The organism is Caballeronia sp. ATUFL_F1_KS39, assembly GCF_023630985.1.
Classification (GTDB): Bacteria; Pseudomonadota; Gammaproteobacteria; order Burkholderiales; family Burkholderiaceae; genus Caballeronia; species Caballeronia zhejiangensis.
Window position 1 is genome coordinate 1 of record NZ_JALQDZ010000056.1, and the last position, 18,897, is coordinate 18,897.

The 18,897-nt window shown below is 57.8% G+C and carries 17 protein-coding genes; 8 read left to right on the forward strand and 9 right to left on the reverse strand.

The genetic code is table 11. From position 1 onward, the window contains the following. Window positions 1-216: 216 nt before the first annotated feature. From NCR93_RS27680 to NCR93_RS27700, 5 genes are all read right to left on the reverse strand, one after another. On the reverse strand, window positions 217-474 hold the full coding sequence (locus tag NCR93_RS27680; protein ID WP_008346270.1) for a hypothetical protein: 258 nt from the start codon (window positions 472-474) through the stop codon (window positions 217-219). Between the two features lie 447 nt (window positions 475-921). Continuing rightward, window positions 922-1,179, reverse strand: a complete 258-nt coding sequence (locus NCR93_RS27685) for a hypothetical protein (RefSeq protein WP_008346266.1) — start codon at window positions 1,177-1,179, stop codon at window positions 922-924. A gap of 448 nt (window positions 1,180-1,627) precedes the next feature. Next, entirely contained in the window at window positions 1,628-1,885 is a 258-nt protein-coding gene (locus NCR93_RS27690; RefSeq protein WP_008346268.1) for a hypothetical protein, read from the reverse strand. 43 nt (window positions 1,886-1,928) lie between these two features. Beyond that, window positions 1,929-2,186 carry a hypothetical protein gene (locus NCR93_RS27695; RefSeq protein WP_008346270.1) on the reverse strand — a complete coding sequence of 86 codons (258 nt, stop codon included), beginning with the start codon at window positions 2,184-2,186 and terminating at the stop codon, window positions 1,929-1,931. Between the two features lie 313 nt (window positions 2,187-2,499). Further along, complete coding sequence (locus NCR93_RS27700; protein WP_175980262.1) at window positions 2,500-4,323, reverse strand: alpha/beta fold hydrolase; 1,824 nt, start codon at window positions 4,321-4,323, stop codon at window positions 2,500-2,502. 469 nt (window positions 4,324-4,792) lie between these two features. On the opposite strand from NCR93_RS27700, the gene NCR93_RS27705 reads away from it, so the two are divergent. From NCR93_RS27705 to NCR93_RS27720, 4 genes are all read left to right on the forward strand, one after another. Then, on the forward strand, window positions 4,793-5,866 hold the full coding sequence (locus NCR93_RS27705) for a M4 family metallopeptidase (protein WP_033536051.1): 1,074 nt from the start codon (window positions 4,793-4,795) through the stop codon (window positions 5,864-5,866). A gap of 97 nt (window positions 5,867-5,963) precedes the next feature. After that, window positions 5,964-6,266, forward strand: a complete 303-nt coding sequence (locus tag NCR93_RS27710) for a protealysin inhibitor emfourin (RefSeq protein WP_033536023.1) — start codon at window positions 5,964-5,966, stop codon at window positions 6,264-6,266. Between the two features lie 552 nt (window positions 6,267-6,818). Next, window positions 6,819-7,259 (forward strand): cupin domain-containing protein, encoded by a 441-nt coding sequence (locus NCR93_RS27715; RefSeq protein WP_033536022.1) that lies wholly within the window; start codon window positions 6,819-6,821, stop codon window positions 7,257-7,259. A gap of 832 nt (window positions 7,260-8,091) precedes the next feature. Further along, window positions 8,092-9,024, forward strand: coding sequence for a GlxA family transcriptional regulator (locus NCR93_RS27720; protein WP_241814126.1), 933 nt, complete (start codon window positions 8,092-8,094; stop codon window positions 9,022-9,024). Window positions 9,025-9,035: 11 nt separating this feature from the next. Here NCR93_RS27720 and NCR93_RS27725 read toward each other — a convergent pair whose 3' ends face one another. From NCR93_RS27725 to NCR93_RS27735, 3 genes are read right to left on the reverse strand one after another with little or no spacing between them, the layout of a single operon-like run. Further along, the gene (locus NCR93_RS27725) at window positions 9,036-10,292 is read right to left on the reverse strand and encodes a glycosyltransferase WbuB (protein WP_175980261.1); all 1,257 of its coding nucleotides are present in this window, start codon (window positions 10,290-10,292) and stop codon (window positions 9,036-9,038) included. A 55-nt stretch (window positions 10,293-10,347) separates the two neighbouring features. Further along, complete coding sequence (locus tag NCR93_RS27730; protein WP_175980260.1) at window positions 10,348-10,974, reverse strand: DapH/DapD/GlmU-related protein; 627 nt, start codon at window positions 10,972-10,974, stop codon at window positions 10,348-10,350. Between the two features lie 60 nt (window positions 10,975-11,034). Continuing rightward, window positions 11,035-12,453 (reverse strand): glycosyltransferase family 4 protein, encoded by a 1,419-nt coding sequence (locus tag NCR93_RS27735; protein ID WP_239295292.1) that lies wholly within the window; start codon window positions 12,451-12,453, stop codon window positions 11,035-11,037. Between the two features lie 315 nt (window positions 12,454-12,768). On the opposite strand from NCR93_RS27735, the gene NCR93_RS27740 reads away from it, so the two are divergent. The 3 genes from NCR93_RS27740 (at window position 12,769) to gmd (ending at window position 15,807) form a co-directional block, all read left to right on the forward strand. Then, window positions 12,769-13,926 (forward strand): glycosyltransferase, encoded by a 1,158-nt coding sequence (locus NCR93_RS27740; protein ID WP_175980259.1) that lies wholly within the window; start codon window positions 12,769-12,771, stop codon window positions 13,924-13,926. A gap of 203 nt (window positions 13,927-14,129) precedes the next feature. After that, window positions 14,130-14,609, forward strand: coding sequence for a cupin domain-containing protein (locus NCR93_RS27745; protein WP_175980258.1), 480 nt, complete (start codon window positions 14,130-14,132; stop codon window positions 14,607-14,609). Between the two features lie 79 nt (window positions 14,610-14,688). Beyond that, the gene (gene gmd, locus NCR93_RS27750) at window positions 14,689-15,807 is read left to right on the forward strand and encodes a GDP-mannose 4,6-dehydratase (RefSeq protein ID WP_175980257.1); all 1,119 of its coding nucleotides are present in this window, start codon (window positions 14,689-14,691) and stop codon (window positions 15,805-15,807) included. Between the two features lie 70 nt (window positions 15,808-15,877). Here gmd and NCR93_RS27755 read toward each other — a convergent pair whose 3' ends face one another. Next, window positions 15,878-16,897 carry a phytanoyl-CoA dioxygenase family protein gene (locus NCR93_RS27755; protein ID WP_175980256.1) on the reverse strand — a complete coding sequence of 340 codons (1,020 nt, stop codon included), beginning with the start codon at window positions 16,895-16,897 and terminating at the stop codon, window positions 15,878-15,880. Between the two features lie 379 nt (window positions 16,898-17,276). Here NCR93_RS27755 and NCR93_RS27760 point away from each other — a divergent pair, with 379 nt between their 5' ends. Then, window positions 17,277-18,716, forward strand: a complete 1,440-nt coding sequence (locus NCR93_RS27760; protein ID WP_250497003.1) for a lipopolysaccharide biosynthesis protein — start codon at window positions 17,277-17,279, stop codon at window positions 18,714-18,716. Window positions 18,717-18,897: the final 181 nt, after the last annotated feature.

Consider the following 18,897-nt stretch of genomic DNA (forward strand, 5'->3'; position numbering starts at 1 on the left):
GCATCGACTTGCGTGACGGGCGCGACGTTGGTCTGCGGGCTGGCGAACGAGAAGCCGCCGTTGACATTGGCGTTGACGCCGTTGTTCTGGAAGATGCTGGAGCCGCCGACGATAGCGCCCATTTCTTCACGGTCGAGTTCTTTGCTGACTGCGAGGGATTCGATCTTCAACATGATGGTTCTCCGGATGCGTGGATGATTGCGATGAGATGGGGAATCAGAGTGCGACGCCGCCAAGCAGGCTGCCGACCGAAGCGAGCGACTTGGTGATGTTCTTCACGTCGACGTCGGTGTGTTGCGAGGCATCGACTTGCGTGACGGGCGCGACGTTCGTTTGCGGGCTGGCGAAGGAGAAGCCGCCGTTGACGTTGGCGTTGATGCCGTTGTTCTGGAAGATGCTGGAACCGCCGACGATGGCGCCCATTTCAGCACGGCCGAGTTCTTTGCTGACAGCGAGGTTGTCGATCTTCAACATGATGTAGCTCCTGACTTGGTTGGTTGGATGAGCACCAATCGTTGCGCTCGCAGCTACATATGCGAGGGCTGTGCCAGCGGCTACTAGAGGATCTGTTCGGTTAATGCAAGTCGTTGATCGACATACAAAATCGAGGTACTCAAAGCAGATCGCTACGCGCAGTCCAGGTCGCTAATGGTCGCCGGCTGTCGGCCGTCCAAAGACAGATACTCGAAACATGTCTGGAGCCGGCGAACACGCAAGGTAATCAGACACGCGACACGTTTCACGCCGCAAGAAGAGAGACGAAACTATGGAATACGAAGTATCGATGAAAAAGACGAACGGCGCTCGCATCGAGCGTTGGGTCGCAACTTGGGGAAGGAAGAACCGGCAGGAAGGGAGTACAGCGAAGAGAAGCAAGGAGAAGGAAGCAGCGTTGTCCCTTCTCCCCTTGTAGACGATGCCTTACAGCTTTCCGCCCACGATCAGGCTGCCGACGGAATCAAGCGTCTTCGTCACGTTCGTCAGGTCGACGTTGGTGTGCGTCGAAGCATCGACTTGCGTGACGGGCGCGACGTTGGTCTGCGGGCTGGCGAACGAGAAGCCGCCGTTGTAGTTGGCGTTGATGCCGTTGTTCTGGAAGATGCTCGCGCCGCCGACGATGGCGCCCATTTCAGCACGACCGAGTTCTTTGCTAACGGCGAGGTTTTCGATCTTCAGCATGATGTGTCTCCTGGGACGGGTTGGGTTGGACGAGCACCAATCGTTGCGCTCGCATCTCCATATGCGAGAGCTGTGCCAGAAGCGTCCGGATGTTGTCCGGTTAGGCCGATCCATTGAATAGCAAGGCTCACCGGGCATCTACAGCATCATTCACGAACGAGCGGCGCATCGATTCGTCGGCTGCGCGATGACAGATCGCCGAACATGTCGGCGCACGACCGACGGTCCGCGTACACGAATGCGACGGGCTCAGTGAAACAGCCCATATCACATGCACGCGCCGTACAACGCTGGTGACAAAGCCACTTGCAGGCGATTGCCTTGGCGGAAAAAAGCCAAAAGAGGAGCGGCCTGGTCAATCCGCGCATTGCGCGCGTGCGGCCTTCGGAACAATGACGAGAGGGAGAAGGAAACGTCGTCGGTTCCTTCTCCCTTCGAGGGATGATGCTTACAGCTTCGCGCCGAGAATTTCGCTGCCGACCGTGGTGAGCGACTTCGTGATGTTCTTCACGTCGACGTCGATATGTTGCGACGCATCGACTTGCGTGACGGGCGCGACGTTGGTCTGCGGGCTGGCGAACGAGAAGCCGCCGTTGACATTGGCGTTGACGCCGTTGTTCTGGAAGATGCTGGAGCCGCCGACGATGGCGCCCATTTCTTCACGGTCGAGTTCTTTGCTGACTGCGAGGGATTCGATCTTCAACATGATGGTTCTCCGGATGCGTGGATGATTGCGATGAGATGGGGAATCAGAGTGCGACGCCGCCAAGCAGGCTGCCGACCGAAGCGAGCGACTTGGTGATGTTCTTCACGTCGACGTCGGTGTGTTGCGAGGCATCGACTTGCGTGACGGGCGCGACGTTCGTTTGCGGGCTGGCGAAGGAGAAGCCGCCGTTGACGTTGGCGTTGATGCCGTTGTTCTGGAAGATGCTGGAACCGCCGACGATGGCGCCCATTTCAGCACGGCCGAGTTCTTTGCTGACAGCGAGGTTGTCGATCTTCAACATGATGTAGCTCCTGACTTGGTTGGTTGGATGAGCACCAATCGTTGCGCTCGCAGCTACACATGCGAGGGCTGTGCCAGCGGCTACTAGAGGATCTGTTCGGTTAACTCGCCGGCCTGATAGGAAAGGGATTGCGGGGTGGAAGCGCGATTCGCGCGCCGAAACCATCCGCAATAGGCGAGGCCGAAGTGTGGGCCGCAGAGAAACAGAGGGCGGGGACTTGTCGGATTCCGACGAACAGCGTGGTCAACGATACGGGACGCGCGTGCGCGGACGAGCCGCGTCCCGTATCAGAGTCGATGAGATGAAGATCAGCTTAGAGCTGCGGAGAAACACCGAGCGGCGCAATGGGTTCCATGACCGGCGCGCTTTCCGGCTTCAGATCCTTGATGAAGGTGTCGGACATCGCGATCACCGTGGCGAGCGCGCGCGTGTCGTAGAGCGCGTGATCGACATCGCCGCACACTGCGGCCCGGACGCGCGTCGTTCGAGACAGCTTCTTGCCGTGCCTGCCGAAATGCGCGTTCAGTTGATCGAGACCTTCGTCGCCTGCGCCGTACACGAGCAGCGTGCGCACGCCTTTGCGTTCGAGCGCATGGACGATGCTGTGCGGATCCGTGAGCGAACCGTGATCGGCCTGAACGACCTTCTTGCGCGTCACGCCGGGCATCTGCGATTGCAGCCGCGCCGCCGCATTCGATGCGAAAGCTTTCAGGATCGGCTTGAGTCCGCGCTTGCCGCTCAGCACGAGCCACCATTTTTGCGGCTTCAGGATCGCGGGTCCGAGACGCGCCATCGTGTTGCGCCGCTGCGCTCTGAGCTCTTGCAGCGTCAGATGCTCAGGTACATGGAAGCGCTGCAGATTTACGGCGATGACAGCGCCGATAGCCGGCTCGATCAGCGACGCGCGCAACGCGCTATATGCACCCGAGCAGATGCCGAACACAACGACGTTATCGTAGCCCTTGCGTTTGAGCCATGCAGCTGCGGTCGCGACATCCTCGATCGTGGTTTGCGCATGAATCGACGCAACCGTGTCGTGCGTGCCATCCGGCGAACGTGCGGGACTGTCGCCGATGCCACGCGCATCGAAGCGCAACGATGCGATGCCGCGTTGTGCCATCTCCCGCGCCATGCGGACGGACAGCCGGCTGTCGCCTTGATGCACGCTGCCCGCCGTATTCGTGATGACGATCACAGGGCCGCCCGGCAGTCCGTCGCGCGGCTCGCACAAGATGCCGAAGAGTCCTGCAGCGCCGAAGATCACCGGGCGCTCGATCGCTTCCGGCGTTTCGATGATCGCATCGTCGCTCATGCTCGGCCGCGCTGCCTTTCTCGTGCGGGCCGGCTTGAGATCGCGGGCCATGCCTTCGGCCACGCCCTCCTCGATCCATTGCGCGGCGCGCTTGAGCGTCTTCTCGGGCAGGACCGACGATGCAGTCTCCTGCATGAATTCGAAGTAGTCGTCGAAGGCTTCCGTCTGCACGTCGACGCCTCGATCGAGCAATACGTTGCATAGCGACCGGCTCGCGCCCGGCCGCAAGTCGGCCACGAACACGCGCTTGGGCAGAGCGGACTGATGACTCATCGCCTTGCCGAGATCGAGCCCGCTCAGGCGGCTGCGAAACGCTTCGCTATAAACCTGACCGAGCACGTGATATGGCGAATCGACCTGCACCGCTCTCACGACGACGGGAAGATTTTCGACCCACGTCTGTCGCAGCGCGGTGAGTTCGCGCAGATAGTGGCGTCCGTTGACCACGGGCGCGAGGAGCGCGAGCGAATCCACCAGCGGATGATGCGATGCCAGCGCAGCCAGTGTGCCGCCCAGACGCAAGCCGCACAGCGTGACTTTCGTTACGCCCGTTTCCTGTCGCAAACGTTCGATAGCCGCGCCGATATCCGCGATGAAGTGATCGACCCGATCGCTCTCATGATCGATGCCGACTGAATCGCCGGTCGCCAGATAGTCGAAGCGCAAGACCGGAATACCGCGTCGGGAAAGCTCTTCGGCCAGATAGCGCATGGCCTTGTGGCCCCACGCTTCCTCATGCCCGAATGGGTTGCATAGCACGACGCCGTGGCTTCCATGGCCGACGTGAAGCCACCCGAAGCGGCCTCCGAAGACGATCGGCGTCATGCGTCGGCCCCACTTCCAAAATTACCGACGCATAGGCGCTCGCTTCGGTAAGAAGCGATATTGGCAACGCACTGAATCCCTGGGCCGCTCGATGTTTTATTTAGGTCGCGCATTTGTTGAGGTTCTCATTGCACGTTTTGCAAGATTTAACCTCCTTTCGTTTCTGGCCTTCGGTGCGCTGGACAACAAAGTGATGTTTTGCCGCATGCATGGGGTATACCGCCATGCATGCACGAGACCGGACGTCTAGACGTCGATGCAATGTTCGCTATCGCACATTCGCGTCTCTTGGCACGAAAAAAAGCTAAGGAGATCTACATGAACGGGAAGCCGGAATGAAGCGGTTCGCGAGGATCGACCTAACGCTTGGCAATGGTAGAAGGGCATCTATTGACTATTCGGAGGCATCGTCTAGATTTTCGTCGTGGCCGCGCTCAATCCATCGATTCGATTCGCCAAGGAGACGATCATGTGCACTCGCCTGAAACCCGGACGCCCTCACTCCATCTATTGCATTCTGCCGCCGCACATGCTGGAGCACATCGCGAAGCATGGCGACGCGAAGCAGCGCGAGATCGCCATCGACACGCTGTCGAAGGATCACACGATGCGGTCCTTCCGTGCCGTGGAGGCCACGCTCGCAGTCCGGCGCGCAGCGCCGATGCCCACTGCCGCCGCGCCTTCCGCGCATCGCACGATCTACACGGCCGACGAAACTGAAACGTTGCCCGGCACGGTCATTCGTACCGAAGGCGCAAAGCCCGTAAAAGACGATGCCGCCAACGAAGCCTATGACGGTCTCGGTGCGACCTTCGAGTTCTATCTGGAGGTGTTTCATCGCAATTCGATCGACGATGCGGGCATGCCGCTCATCGGCACCGTCCATTTCGGCAAGGACTATGACAACGCGTTCTGGAACTCGCAGCAGATGGTTTTCGGCGATGGCGACGGCGAGCTCTTCAACCGCTTCACCATTGCACTGGATGTCATCGGTCACGAATTGACGCATGGCGTGACCGAACATACCGCCGGCCTGAATTACATGACGCAGGCGGGCGCGCTGAACGAGTCGATATCCGATGTGTTCGGCTCGCTTATCAAGCAATACGCGCACAAGCAGACGGCGGACAAGGCGGACTGGCTTATCGGCGAGGGATTGCTCGCGAAGGGCGTCAATGGCGTCGCGCTTCGCTCGATGAAGAATCCCGGCACAGCCTACGACGATCCGAGGCTCGGAAAGGATCCGCAGCCCGCCGACATGAGCGAGTACGTTCGCACGACGCAGGACAACGGCGGCGTGCATATCAACTCAGGCATTCCAAACAAGGCGTTCTGCATGACCGCTCTTGAAATCGGCGGATATGCTTGGGAGAAGGCGGGGCGAATCTGGTATGAGACGCTGACCGACTCGCACCTCAAGCCGACCGCGACCTTCAAGACATTCGCGAAGCTGACGCTAACTACGGCGAGCAGGCTATATGGCGCGAGCAGCGCGGAGGCATCGGCGGTCAAGAAGGGATGGCACGAAGTCGGTGTATTGTGATCGTGCGCGCGCTCGCATCTTCGCCGCGCTCCTGTTGTCGGGCGCGGCGCTGGTGTGCGCGGGCTGCGCTTCACATCAATCGTCGTGGGAGCCTTCAATGCACGCGGAGCTGACGACCGATGGCGGGTTAGCTGCCTTTCCCGGACTTGCACGGCCGATCGTTCTCGACGAGAAGGATCTTTCGCCCGACGATGGCGTTGCATTCGCGCATCTCGTCGTGGCGGCGCGTGCCGAGGCGAGCGCATCGAGGCCACGCGCAACGAAACCTGTTCCGGACGGCCGCACCTATCGGATCCATGTCGATGGCGACGATACGCTTCACCTTCAGGCCGCCGATCCTTCCATACCCCCTGCCTTTGCCGCCTTGATGGAGTTCATCAAGCGGCATGGACATCGCTAACTTCCGGCTGTGCATGCGTCGACACTTCGGCTGAATTGGATAATTCCCAGCTAACTCTGCTTTCGTAAGATGTGCTTGCAGTTTGCTGATTCCATACATTCAAACGGAGTATCTATGAAGCCCGCCAAAGTTCTGCTTCGATCATCATTGAGATGCCCTCCGTCGATCGATCGGCGGCGATCAGAAGCATCTACACGTCAATCAAAGGCAGAACGGCAATCGCTCGATAACTTCGGCGATTGCCGTTCTCGCGGTCGATCACCTCACCCGCGAGCTATCAAACCAGCCTTAGACCGAGGCAAGGATTCAAGAATTATGTATGTGCGTTGGCTCATACAAAACACCGGTTTTTCGTTTGCGCAATTCCGGCGTGCTGTATAAGATTGCCAAACATTACAGAATGTAATGTTAATGATGAACGTTTTCCTTGCCTCTTTGTCTGTAAATGCGCAAGGCGCCGAAACCTTGACGGAGCCAGATTGCTGAATGAGCGAGCGCAGACTCTCTCCCGCTCTTTCGATGACCGATCAAGCCGCACCATAAGGAGACTTCATGCCAACTCCCGTTTTCGAGTCCGTACGTCTAGACGATGTGTTGCTCGAACCAGATCCGATCGACCCCGCATGGATACTCGAAGGCAATCCTGTCGCCCGCAGTGGCAGATGGTCGCAAAGTCTCGACACGACGACCTCCTCGTGGGTCTGGGATTGCACCGCCGGCCGCTTCAACTGGTACTTCGAGCAAGACGAGACCATCTATGTGATCGAAGGCGAAGTCATCATTACCGCCGAAGGTCAGGAACCGCGCACGCTGCGCGCGGGACACGCCGCATTGTTTTACGCGGGCACGCGATCTCAGTGGTACGTTCCTAAGTATGTGCGCAAGCATGCCATCCTTCGTCCGCACATCACGAAGCCTGTGTTGTTCGCGCTCAAGGTGAGCCGCAGATTGCAGGGCAAGCCGAGCGGCTATCTGCCTCGCACGTCGCTCTGACAATCTCCTTCGAAGAACATCACGGAACTATCGAAGTGATGAGTCACGCGATGGATAACCTCGTCCATTGGTCAAGGCATTGCGAACGGATCAGGCAGGAGAGCGCACGGTTCCCGAGTTCCTGCGAGGCGCGTGGCACGCCGGAGTAGTCCGTAATACGCCAGCGCTTTAGTTCATTGCCGATGCCATCTGCCGCCGATTCGCAGAAAAGAATCAAACGCGCCAATGCCGGCATGCATGACCGCGCGTGATGCGAATTGGCTCTTTGCTCATGGAAAACTTTTCGCGAAACGTCGCATTCGCCTTTGGCGAATCAATCGACGCACGCTCGTCATAACATATGATTTGAACGCAACGCGGGATAGCTTTTGATTCTGCTGCATCCGTAAAGATACTTCCAGCGAGAGGCGGGCGCGAATTCGCGCCCGTTTTTGTATTGCTCGGCACCGCGCGAATACGCTTCTTCACCTAACTTCGCGAAACGCTACGAAAGCAAACGATTGCGAGTGCGATCATGCCGGCGTTTGCAAATGTACCGTCCACGACTATGCCGTCTGTCCATACGAACGTGCGTATCCGTTCAACGCCGCGAGCGATTAAGAAGTTTTTTCATATGGATGTCTATTTTTATCGTTGCCTCGACGCAATTTTTTCTTACCTGTAACCTGCGTCTGTGAGAACGCCTGGTGACTCCCAAAAGTTAAACGACGCCCACAGTCGACACGCTCGTTCGGAAGGAATAACACTAACGCAACGAATTGGAGGCTCCGCGATGTCAACCTCAACTGACGTCCTCGAAGCTACGTCCGTCGCTGGCGACTGCGCGTATGCGATGCATGATTCGACGGTAATCAAGCACATCGGCATTGTTTTATACGATGGTTTCTCTTTGCTGGCCGCAGGCACCCTCGCCGAAGCGCTGCATGTGGCGAACGAGTTGCAATCCGAAGCAGCGAATCATTCTTTGAAATATCGCGTGAATCTGGTATCGGCTCGCGGGGGTACGGTCTCGTGTTCTTCTTCCATGTCTGTGTGGACGGACCAACTCGCCGGAGGAAAATTCGATAGTCTCGATAACCTTTTCGTCGCAGGAGGCAGCGGCGTGGCACGCGCGTCCTCGGACGACAATCTTATGGAGCTCCTGAGACGCGCGAGCGGGAAGAGCGTCACCATTACCGCGATGGGAAACGCGCACATGCTCTTGTCGGCCGCGGGCGTTACGCCGCGGGACTGGCCTTCGATGAAGCAGGATATTCCGCCCAGTTCGGCGACCAAAACCCTATCAGAGCATGAACGCGATCAGGCATTGATGACATCGCTTGCATTCGTCAAGAAGGACTTGGGCGCCGATCTGGCTATGCGTGTCGCGGACCGTCTCGAATCGGGCGGAGGCTTGTCGCTCGAGGCGGCGTTCGAAGAGATGTATGACACGACGCTGGCCGAGAAGGCGCGCGCGGCGGCACGTTGGCTCGTGCTGAACTGCGCAAAGGCGATATCCGTCGTCGATGCAGCGCGCATGTCTTCGATGAGCGAGCGCAACTTCCTGCGTCTGTTCAAGCGCGAGATCGGCGTCACGCCTTCGAAATATCTGCTTCGCGCGCGGCTCGATCTCACTTGCAAGCTGCTCGAAAATAGCGATCTTCCGGTCGACAAGATCGCCCGTCGAACGGGCCTCAGCAACGGAGAGAGACTGTCGAAGCTATTCCGCAAGGAATTCTCGATGTCCCCAACCGAATTTCGCGCACGAAGCCGGAATAAGCGCTGAGAGCGAAGCGCTCAGGTTGTCGGCGCCTGATCGCCGACACCTCGTTTGGCCTTGACCGAACTACGCAGACGCGCCTCGAATTGCAGAAGGATCGATTCCTTGGCGAGATTCGATGCCGCGTATTGTCGGCCGAGCGCACCAAGACGCTCACGAAGCGAGCGGTCATTGGCGAGACGAAGTATGGCTTTAGTCAATGCAGTCGGAGATTCGGGTTCGACCGCGAGGCCGACGGAATTCACGACGTCCCATAGCTCGGTGCCTTCATTCGCCGTGGCGATAACCGGCCGATTGCTCGACAGCATGGCGCCGAGCTTCGATGGCATGACGAGATCGGCGGCATCGGCGCGTTGCGGCAGAACATGCATGTCCGCGAGCGCGAGCAGTTCGTGGAAGCGCTCTTTAGGCTGCAAATCGAGGAATTTGACATTGGGTAAGTCGCGGGCCTTATCGAGCAGGAACGATCTTGCGGGCCCGGCACCGCAGATCACGAACATGATGTCCTCGCGCCACGCGAGAAGCTTTGCCGCATCCGCGATAACTTCCAGACCTTGCTTGAGCCCGAGATTGCCGGAATAGAGTACGACCTGCACGCCGCGACCGAGAGCCAGTTGCGCGCGATACGAGTTGTCCGCGCTGTCCGATTGTGCATGCTGCATGTCGACCCAATTCGGAAATGTAAAAGCGTTCTCGCATAGGACGCCTTTTTGCACCGCCAGTCGTGTCATCGCGGCTGAAGGTGTGGAGACCACGTCGGCGCGCGACATCAGCCATTTTTCAGCGGACGATGCGAGCTTCTTCGCCGCACGGCCCTTCAGGATTCCAAGCCGGAAAGCGGCATCGACCTCGTAGTCCTGTACGTGAAGCCAGAACGATGCACTCGCGATGCGCGCTGCCAACAGCGCCATGGGCGACGCGAACAAGGGCGGCTCGACGAGCCATACGGCTTGCGGACGCCACGCGATTTGCACTGCCGCGGCGGGAATGGAGAAGAGTGCGAAGCTCATCAGATGCAATATGCGCTTCAAGCCCGAAGGGCGTTTCGGGCACCAGAAGGGCACGCGTATCACCGAAACATTGTTGAGCTGTTCCGTCACGTATGTGTGCGAGTTATAGCCGGCGCGAACGCGCCATTCCGGATAATACGGAGAAGCGGTGATTACGCGTACCGTATGTCCGCGCAATGCGAGCCATTCCGCCAGCTCGGCAGAATACTTTCCAACCCCGGTTACTTCCGGGGCGTAGTTGAGCGAGATCATCAGCACTTTCATCGAGCCACCCAATGTGGTTGAAACTGAAAAATCGGCGCGCCGAACGCGCTGACTTTCAATCGAAGCGCTTGCGAATGAAGCGGCATGGGTTGCCGCCATAAACGCCTTCGGGCTCGAGCGAACGATGTACGACGGAAAGCGGTGTAACGACCGCCGAACGGCCGATGGTCACGCCCATTTGCACGACACAATTCGCCGTGATCCACACGCCGTCTTCAATGACGATCGGTGCAACGCTCAGATTCATCGTCGTGCTCATTGCGTGCGAGCCGGCTGTGAGGAACGTGCCTTGTGAAATGCACACATGCGATCCGACGCGGATGGGCGCCTGGTTATAGATCCACACATCGGCGCCGAACCATGAGTGATCGCCCACTTCGAGATTCCACGGTGCTTTCACGCGAAGCTGTTGCAGGAAGCGGCAACCGACGCCTATCTTCGCGCCGAAGAGACGGAGTAACGCAACTCGCACATTCGAAAACGGGTTGAGCTTGTTATTGATGACGCAGGCTTCGACAACAAACCATAGTGCTTCGATGAGCGTCGATCGCGCCTTCTCATAGTTGCCCTTTCCTGCTCGGCTCAGATCGATGACGCGATTGGCAGGGTGCTCGTCCTTGACGTCGTGGACAAGGGTTTCCGCGTTCGACACCGCATTGTCGGTGAGGAGTTCTGACGCCATTTGGAAGCTCTCCCAGCAGTCGTTGCACGTTTCAGGTATTGGCGGTGCGGACAGATCGACTTAACTGTCGCCAATCCGGGACATCTTCGGAGAGGGCTGCCAGCACATACGGCGCACTCGAAACGTCTCCAGTGCATGACGAAGCACCGACAGCCTGCGGTCGTCCGTCAAGGATTCGATGCGCTGCTTGCCTCGCTGGATCAGCCGCATTCTCAGGTCGGGGTCGATGATGAGCTCACGAAGTGCATCGGCCATGCTGTCCGGGTTCACAAGATCGATGAGAAGCCCCGCGTCGTCAATCTGGTCTCGCAGGTTCTTCAGGTCGGAATACAGCACGGGGACGCGAAGCTGAAACGCCTCGTAGGGCGGCAGGTTCGTGGGCCCGAAATACGTGGGCATCACCAATGCGACCGCCTGACGATAGAGGCAGGTCACTTCGATATCGGACACGAAGCCTGCAAAGCGGATTCGGTCCGCCAGCCTGAGCTCATCGGCCACTGAGCGTACATGAGCCAGGTTGCCGAAGTCGCGCCCAGAGAATATGGCGCCGACCCTGATCCCGAAGCGATCCTCCAGGCTGCGCAATCCCCGCAATAGATAGACATGGTTCTTATGCGGCCAGAACTGGGCGGGATAGTAGACGTAGTCGCAATCCAGGCCATACTTTGCCTTGATGTCGATAAAGCGATCCGGATGATCAAGCTCATGCTCGGACAACTGCGTTCCAATCGCGGGAGAAAAGGGAATCACATGAACTCTTTCCTCATCGACGGCGTATCGTCGGATCACGTTATCGCGTCCCGCTTCTGAATCGACTACGACACCGGTCGCTTTCTTCAGCGCAAGTTGATAGATCTGCTCGCGGCGCTCGAACTCGCCGCCACAGCGAACTTCAGGAAAGTCCACTTCATCGCGGTGCGCCAGATCCCAGACCGTAAAGAGATAGCTGAATTGTGCAGTCACGAGAGCCAGATAAGACGGACCGGTGAAGTAGACGAGGTCCGCGCCCATTTCCCGCAAAGACCGGTCGAGCCAATTGAAGTACACGTGCTTTCTGAATAGTTGAGGCGGATTGAGCAGGCGCCACATGACATGGAAACGCGCAAGCAGCTTTTGCCAGCGGTGAACGCGAAGATAGCGAGCATCGATTCCATTCCGATGCAGTTCTTCGATCGCGGACCTGCGCGTCGTGATGAAGGTCACGTTACAGAGTTCGGGCGGCAGGCGCTTGGCCAGAAGCGCAGCGTTCGTCGCTTGCTGAAATCCTCCGCCTACTGAATTGTCCAGTTCGATAAAGACCACCATCCGGATCGGCCGGACATGAAAGCCGATGCCGGTGACATCCGCGCTGCTCGCATGTTCACGAGTTTCAACGCGGCGATGGGCGAATCGGGGAACTGCCAGATCACTTTGATAGGTAGTGCTCGAAGCGGCTCTCTTGAACAACATATCTTGAGTTCCCCGCAGAAGAAAGGACATGTTGCGTTCACAGCGACACGATCAATATCGGATCGTCTATCGTGGGCTGGTCTAACGATAGCCTGCCGTATATCCGCGCGACCCGTTATGACGGATGACGGCAAGACGTTGGCTGACCGATGAGTGAGACCGCGCCCGCCATCGCAGCGGACTCAGCACGCGGATGCCCGGCCAAAAGCTTGATGATTTCCGCCAACGGACCTTGCCGGGCATCCGCGGCGCTACGATGCCTTTCCGGGGCGTTGCACGAGGCTGTCGAAAGGTGTCGACGACATTGCCGCTCCCGCATGCGTCCTGGCTCACTGGAGAACGTCTTTGAAAACGCTCCACATCATTCCGTCTATCGAGGCAAGGAGTGGCGGTCCGGCGGAGGCAATCAAGAAGCTCGCCGCAGAACTGCGGCTGTTTGGACACACGGTCGATATCGTCTGTCTCGATCCTTCGGCCCATGCCGACACGTCAGATGACGCTGTGTTCGATCAAGTGGTCCGCCTTGGACACCATGCAGGGAAATACTCGTTCAACTTCCGCCTCGTTCGCTGGCTGATCGAGCATGGCAGGCAATACGATGCGATTGTCGTGGATGGCATTTGGCAGTTTCATAGCGCGGCGGCCGTGTTTTCGCTGCGTCCGCGGAAGATTCCATACTTCGTCATGCCGCACGGAATGCTGGATCCATGGTTCAACATAGGCCATCCACTGAAGTTCGCGAAGAAGCTTGTCTATTGGTTATTCGTTGAACGACACGTCCTGAGCAACGCGAAAGGCGTTCTTTTCACTACGGATAGCGAGCGAACCCTCGCGCGCAAAGCATTCCCGCTATATCGCGCCAAGGAAAACACCATGACGATCGGCACCGTGCCGCCACCTTTGATCGAGAAGGCAGAGGTTACAAAGTGGCGCGCGTCGGGGCATTCGAATGACAAGAAGTTGATGTTGTTTCTAGGGCGGCTCCATGAAAAGAAAGGCTGCGACCTGTTGATTCGCGCCTTTCATGATCTGCGAGACGCCGCGAACGACTATCAACTAGTTATTGCGGGGCCTGACAACAACGGCGTCGCGGCGAAGCTGCGTCGTGAAGCCGAGCAACTCGGGCTTGCCAGGAAAATCACCTGGATCGATATGGTGACGGGCGCGGACAAGTGGTCCTTGTTGCGGGCCGCGGACGTCATGGTTTTACCTTCGCATCAGGAGAACTTCGGCGTCGTGGTGGCCGAGGCGCTCGCATGCGGCGTGCCGGTGCTACTGACCGACAAGGTCGGAATCTGGCAGGAAGTCGTGGCGGACCGAGCGGGCCTCGTCGATGTGGATACGCAGCCCGGCATCACCCGGTTGCTTATGCAATGGACGAGCTTGCCGGAGCATGAAAAGGATGCGATGAGATCAGCTGCGAGGCAGTGCTTCGACGACCGCTTTCATGTATCTCGCGCGGCCAGGAACTATATTTCGCTGATGAGTGACGGCCGCGCCTAATGATCGAGGCAAGATACGTGCGTTCGTGCGCGCGACCTTCGCATGCGCGACTTATATGACGAGAAAGGGTGGAGCCGCGACGCAAATCGGTCAACACCTTGCCAGATTCCGTCACTTGACGAGAGACGAATCACAACGGGCGCTAAGCTTCAGTTACGGACGATGCGCGTTCTGGCCTCTGCTACGCGTTTCAAAGCGCGTCCATGTCGGACATTCTCCAGTCGGGACACATCATGAGGGTATTTTCGGCCGAGCAGGACATTGGGGTTGAAGAAAGCGTCGATATCATCGCTCACGACGGCGTCACACTTGCTCTTATCATCCGTGCTTCCTTCTCGAGAGAAGGCGTGAATTTTTTCACGCCGCGCGAATACTCGCAGCAACTCGCGCATATGGAGCATGCCGCCGGAACGAAGATATGCGCGCATGTGCATAACATCATGGCGCGTGAAGTAAAGCTGACGCAAGAAGTTCTGCTGATCAAAAGAGGACGCGTTCGCGTCGATCTTTATGGTGCGAACCTGCACTATGTGACGAGCCGGACACTTGGGCCCGGAGACGTCATATTGCTGTCCGCGGGCGGTCACGGCTTCGAAATGCTCGAGGACGCGGCCTTCATCGAGGTGAAACAAGGGCCTTACATGGGCGATCACGACAAGGTTCGATTCGAACCGCGGTCGTGAGTTACGGCGTTGAAGAAAGCGGCATCAAGACCCTGAGATTGTTGTTCGCATGTGACTTGGCATAAGAGGAGAAGAAACGATGCCGAATAAGGTCGCGCTTGTTACCGGAATAACCGGTCAGGATGGTTCCTATCTCGCTCAATTCCTGCTCGATAAAGGATATGAGGTGCATGGCGTCAAACGCCGTTCATCGCTCTTCAACACCGACCGTATCGACCATCTTTACGAAGATGATCACGTAGCGCAGCGAAGGTTTCATTTGCATCACGGCGATCTCACCGATTCTTCGAGCATCCTGCGTATCATCCAGCGCGTTCAACCGGACGAGATCTACAATCTCGCCGCGCAAAGTCACGTAGCGGTCTCGTTCGAGGAACCCGAATACACGGCCAACGCGGACGGTCTGGGCGCTCTGCGAATACTGGAAGCGATGCGCATATTGGGTCTCGAGAAAAGCGCTCGCTTTTATCAGGCATCGACATCCGAGTTATATGGGCTGGTCCGGGAAATACCCCAGCGGGAAACCACGCCTTTTTATCCGCGAAGCCCGTATGCCGTTGCGAAGCTGTACGCGTACTGGATCACGGTGAACTATCGCGAGGCTTATGGCATCTATGCGTGCAACGGCATTTTGTTCAACCACGAATCGCCGGTTCGTGGAGAGACGTTCGTCACGCGTAAGATCACGCGCGCGATTGCTCGCATCGCAATCGGATCGCAGGACTGCCTGTATCTCGGCAATCTGGGCGCAATGCGCGACTGGGGACACGCACGCGATTATGTTCAGATGCAGTGGCTCATGCTGCAACAGCCCGAGCCGGAGGACTTCGTGATCGCGTCCGGCGTGCAATACAGTGTGAGGGAATTCGTGCAACTTGCTGCCGCGGAGCTCGGTATCGTTCTGCGCTTCGAGGGCAGCGGTGTCGACGAGGTCGCGATCGTGGAGCGGATCACCAGCAAGGAATGCCGTGTCGCGCCAGGGACCGTGATTGTGCGTGTCGATCCTCGCTACTTCAGGCCGACGGAAGTAGAGACCCTGCTGGGCGATCCGTCGAATGCTCACGCGAAACTCGGTTGGGCGCCAACGGTGACTTTTCCAGCGCTCGTCAAGGAAATGGTGCAGTCCGATTATCAGATAGCGAAGCGCGATGCTCTGATAACCCTAGCCGGATACCGTGCGCTGGAACATCACGAATAAGCGCGCACGTGCGAGTGTCGACCGGGCCCGCTGGCTTCGCAGCCAGCGGACCTTTGATCGAAGAGTCGGTTCATTTTCCGGCTAACCTGCGGATCAGCGGTTGCAGACCCCGAGGCAGCTTCGCGAATCCGGCGCGTGTCAAGCGGAAGAAAAGATATTCGCCCAGCACGGACATCATCGTTCGATCGAGCGGCGCAGTGTTCATCGAGGTCTTTGGAAAGACGTCATACTCCGAGGGCTGTCCGAATCCGAGGAACATCGACGTTCGTTCGTTGACTTCCGAAATAAATTCCGTGTTCACGATGATGGGCTCGGACTTCTGTATTTCACTGTCAACCTGGAAGAACACGCTTTTCCTGACGAAGTTCTTGTCGGTTACGGGTCTCGCTCGATGAATGCCGTAGGTGTTGTAAATGACGAGCGATCCGCGCGGCATCTTGAAGCTCTTGACGTCCGACGCGAGGTTATCAGCGATGAACTCATCCGTGTAGTCGCTATACGCCTTCTCTCCGGACCAGAGATGCGAGCCCTCGATGTACTGGAACTCGCCGTCGTCGACATCGGAGACATAGAAGATAAAGATGATTCCGGGAATATGAGCGAAGGCTTTGTCGGTCTTGTTGTCGGTATGCCACTGCATGTGGTGCCCGCCGTACGTTTCGTAGTATCTCAGCGCCTTGAGTCTGAACTTGTCGCCCAGATATCCTTCGCAGACCCTGAAAACAAATGATGAGGTCGCGAAGTCGTAGAAGGTCTTCGACACGGCGAGCAGGTTCGTCAGATAGTATTGCTTCTCCGAGAATACACCGGCGACCTTGTTGACGTTCAGGCCCAGCTTCGTTGCAGTCGAATCGTGTTCTATGCGTTCGACGGCCGCTGGTGCAAGGGCGGAAGGAAACGCAAAGTATCCTTTTTGACTCAGCTCTGCGACTACCTGTTCGGGATTGACAGAAAGGAATTCGCGAGTGAAGAGCGCCTTCTCCGTCTGGCTCCACGATAAGCCAGCTCGAACGGAAATGTCAGGCGACGAGTGCTCGATCGCCTCTTCATTGAGGCCTGATTCTGCGGCGTCGAAAGGCAAGCTTGCCATTTGATTCTCCGGTCGTAAGTCGCGTGTCAAGCCGACACGGCACGCGGTGGATCGTCAACAGGCCATACTAGTCGCGCACAGCTCATTGACCGATGCAAGGCGGATGTCGGCAAGGAATTGGCCGAGACAGGGCGAGGTGTGAGCGCTCTCCCGACACATCGACCCGATTCGGCCAACCTCATGGCATATTCCGTCAACTCCGTCATCGGCCAGACGTGCGCTCCTATGCTTGGTGCATGTGCGAAGGTGGTTCACGGGTCAACATGTGCCGCGAGCAGCCAATTTCCGCAGGATCGCGTCGGGCGTGAAACCACCGGGGAGAGGCATGGACGTGACGAAGATCGAATGCGTGCTTGCGATGTTCGACAGAGCCTGAGCGATGCCACCACCTTTGGCCGCCTCGCGCCGTGTCCTCTTCGCGATGTCCTCGCGTCTGTTCGAAATGTTGCCATTCGGCGTCGGCCGATCGGAAGGACGCGACAGGGATCGATATCGGCGAGCTGCGCTTACGATCGCGTGCAACGTGTGCAGTTCCGGCCTGGCGTTCATTGTCCTGATTGCATCCGTCTCGTGGACGCTGCCGTATCTGGGCCAACAACGTTTCGGCGTATGGATGACGTTCTCGAGTCTCGCCGCAACGCTCGCCATGCTCGACTTCGGCATAGGCAATGCGCTGCTCAATCTCGTTGCAGGGGCGCGAGCGAATGAAGATGCTCGGCGCATTCGTGAGCTGATCACGCATGGGGTATGGCTGCTCGGCACTGTCGGCGCGATTTGCGGAATCTGTTTGTACGCTGCGCTCCACATATTCGACTTGCGCCTCGTCTTCGGCCATAGCGCTGACGCCGCTGATGAAACGCTGGTGGCCGCGACGCTCTTTCTCGTTCTAACCTGCCTGAACATTCCTCTCGGTGGAGTGAAGCGTGTATGTCATGGCCTTCAAAGAGGCTGGGAACAGCATATCGTCAGCTCGATCGGTTATCTGATATCGCTGCCGCTCTTGTATTGGTGTTGTCTGCGTCAAGCATCCATTCCGTGGCTCTTGTTCGTCACCTATGGCATTCAGATCTGCATGTCGTCGTGTCTCGTTGTGCGATTGAATCGACAAGGATTGCTCGGCTTGATTTCGGGTGGGGCGCACTCGACGATGTGGACTGATTCGAAGAAGATCCTCAGCATGGGATCGTTGTTTTTCGGACTGCAGGTCGGCGTCATGTGCGCAAGCGGCTTCGACGCGCTCATCGTCGCAAAGTTATTGGGCGTGACGGAAGTCGCGAAGCTCGCCGTCGCACAGCGTCTGTTCCAGTTCCTTACTGTCGGGATCTCGATGCTGACGGTGCCGCTGTGGGGCCTCTATGCCGATGCGAAGGCGAGGGGCGACACGAATTTCCTGTCGATGACGTTAAAGCTGTCGATGCTCGGCACCGGTGCGATCGCCACCGTGACCAGCGGATCGATATTCGCCGCCTCCTCGTGGCTTCTGAGCAAGTGGGTCGGCAACCACCTTAGTATTCCCGTCGCGCTGCTCTGCGCGGTTGCGGTCATGTCGGTAGTCGATGCGTTCGGCAATGCGTTCGGCATCTTTCTAAACGGCGTCGGCGAGCTGAAATCACAACTGGTCGCGGTGTGTGTGAGTTGTGCGCTCGCCTTGTCGCTCAAATTCTGGCTCGTGTCCACATTCCATGAAGTCGCCTGGGTGGTGTGGTCGACGGTGATCGCAAGCCTGGTGTCTGACTACTGCGTGTACCTGTTCCTGTTCAGAAAGCGCATATTCGCGCATCTGAGCGTGTTCGACGACAAAGGTGCGACTTCCGCATAAGCGAACGACCGGCAGGAAAGCGCAGTAACGTCTTCAACCACGATGCCGTTCGCGCCAATGTCTTGCCACATTCGGTCAAGCGAGCCGGCGCAGCGGCGGGCTGGCTACATTCAAGGCTGTCGGAGCGGGTGGAGTATTGGATCGGCTATACGAGCATTCCTTTCTGACGATTGCCGGAGCG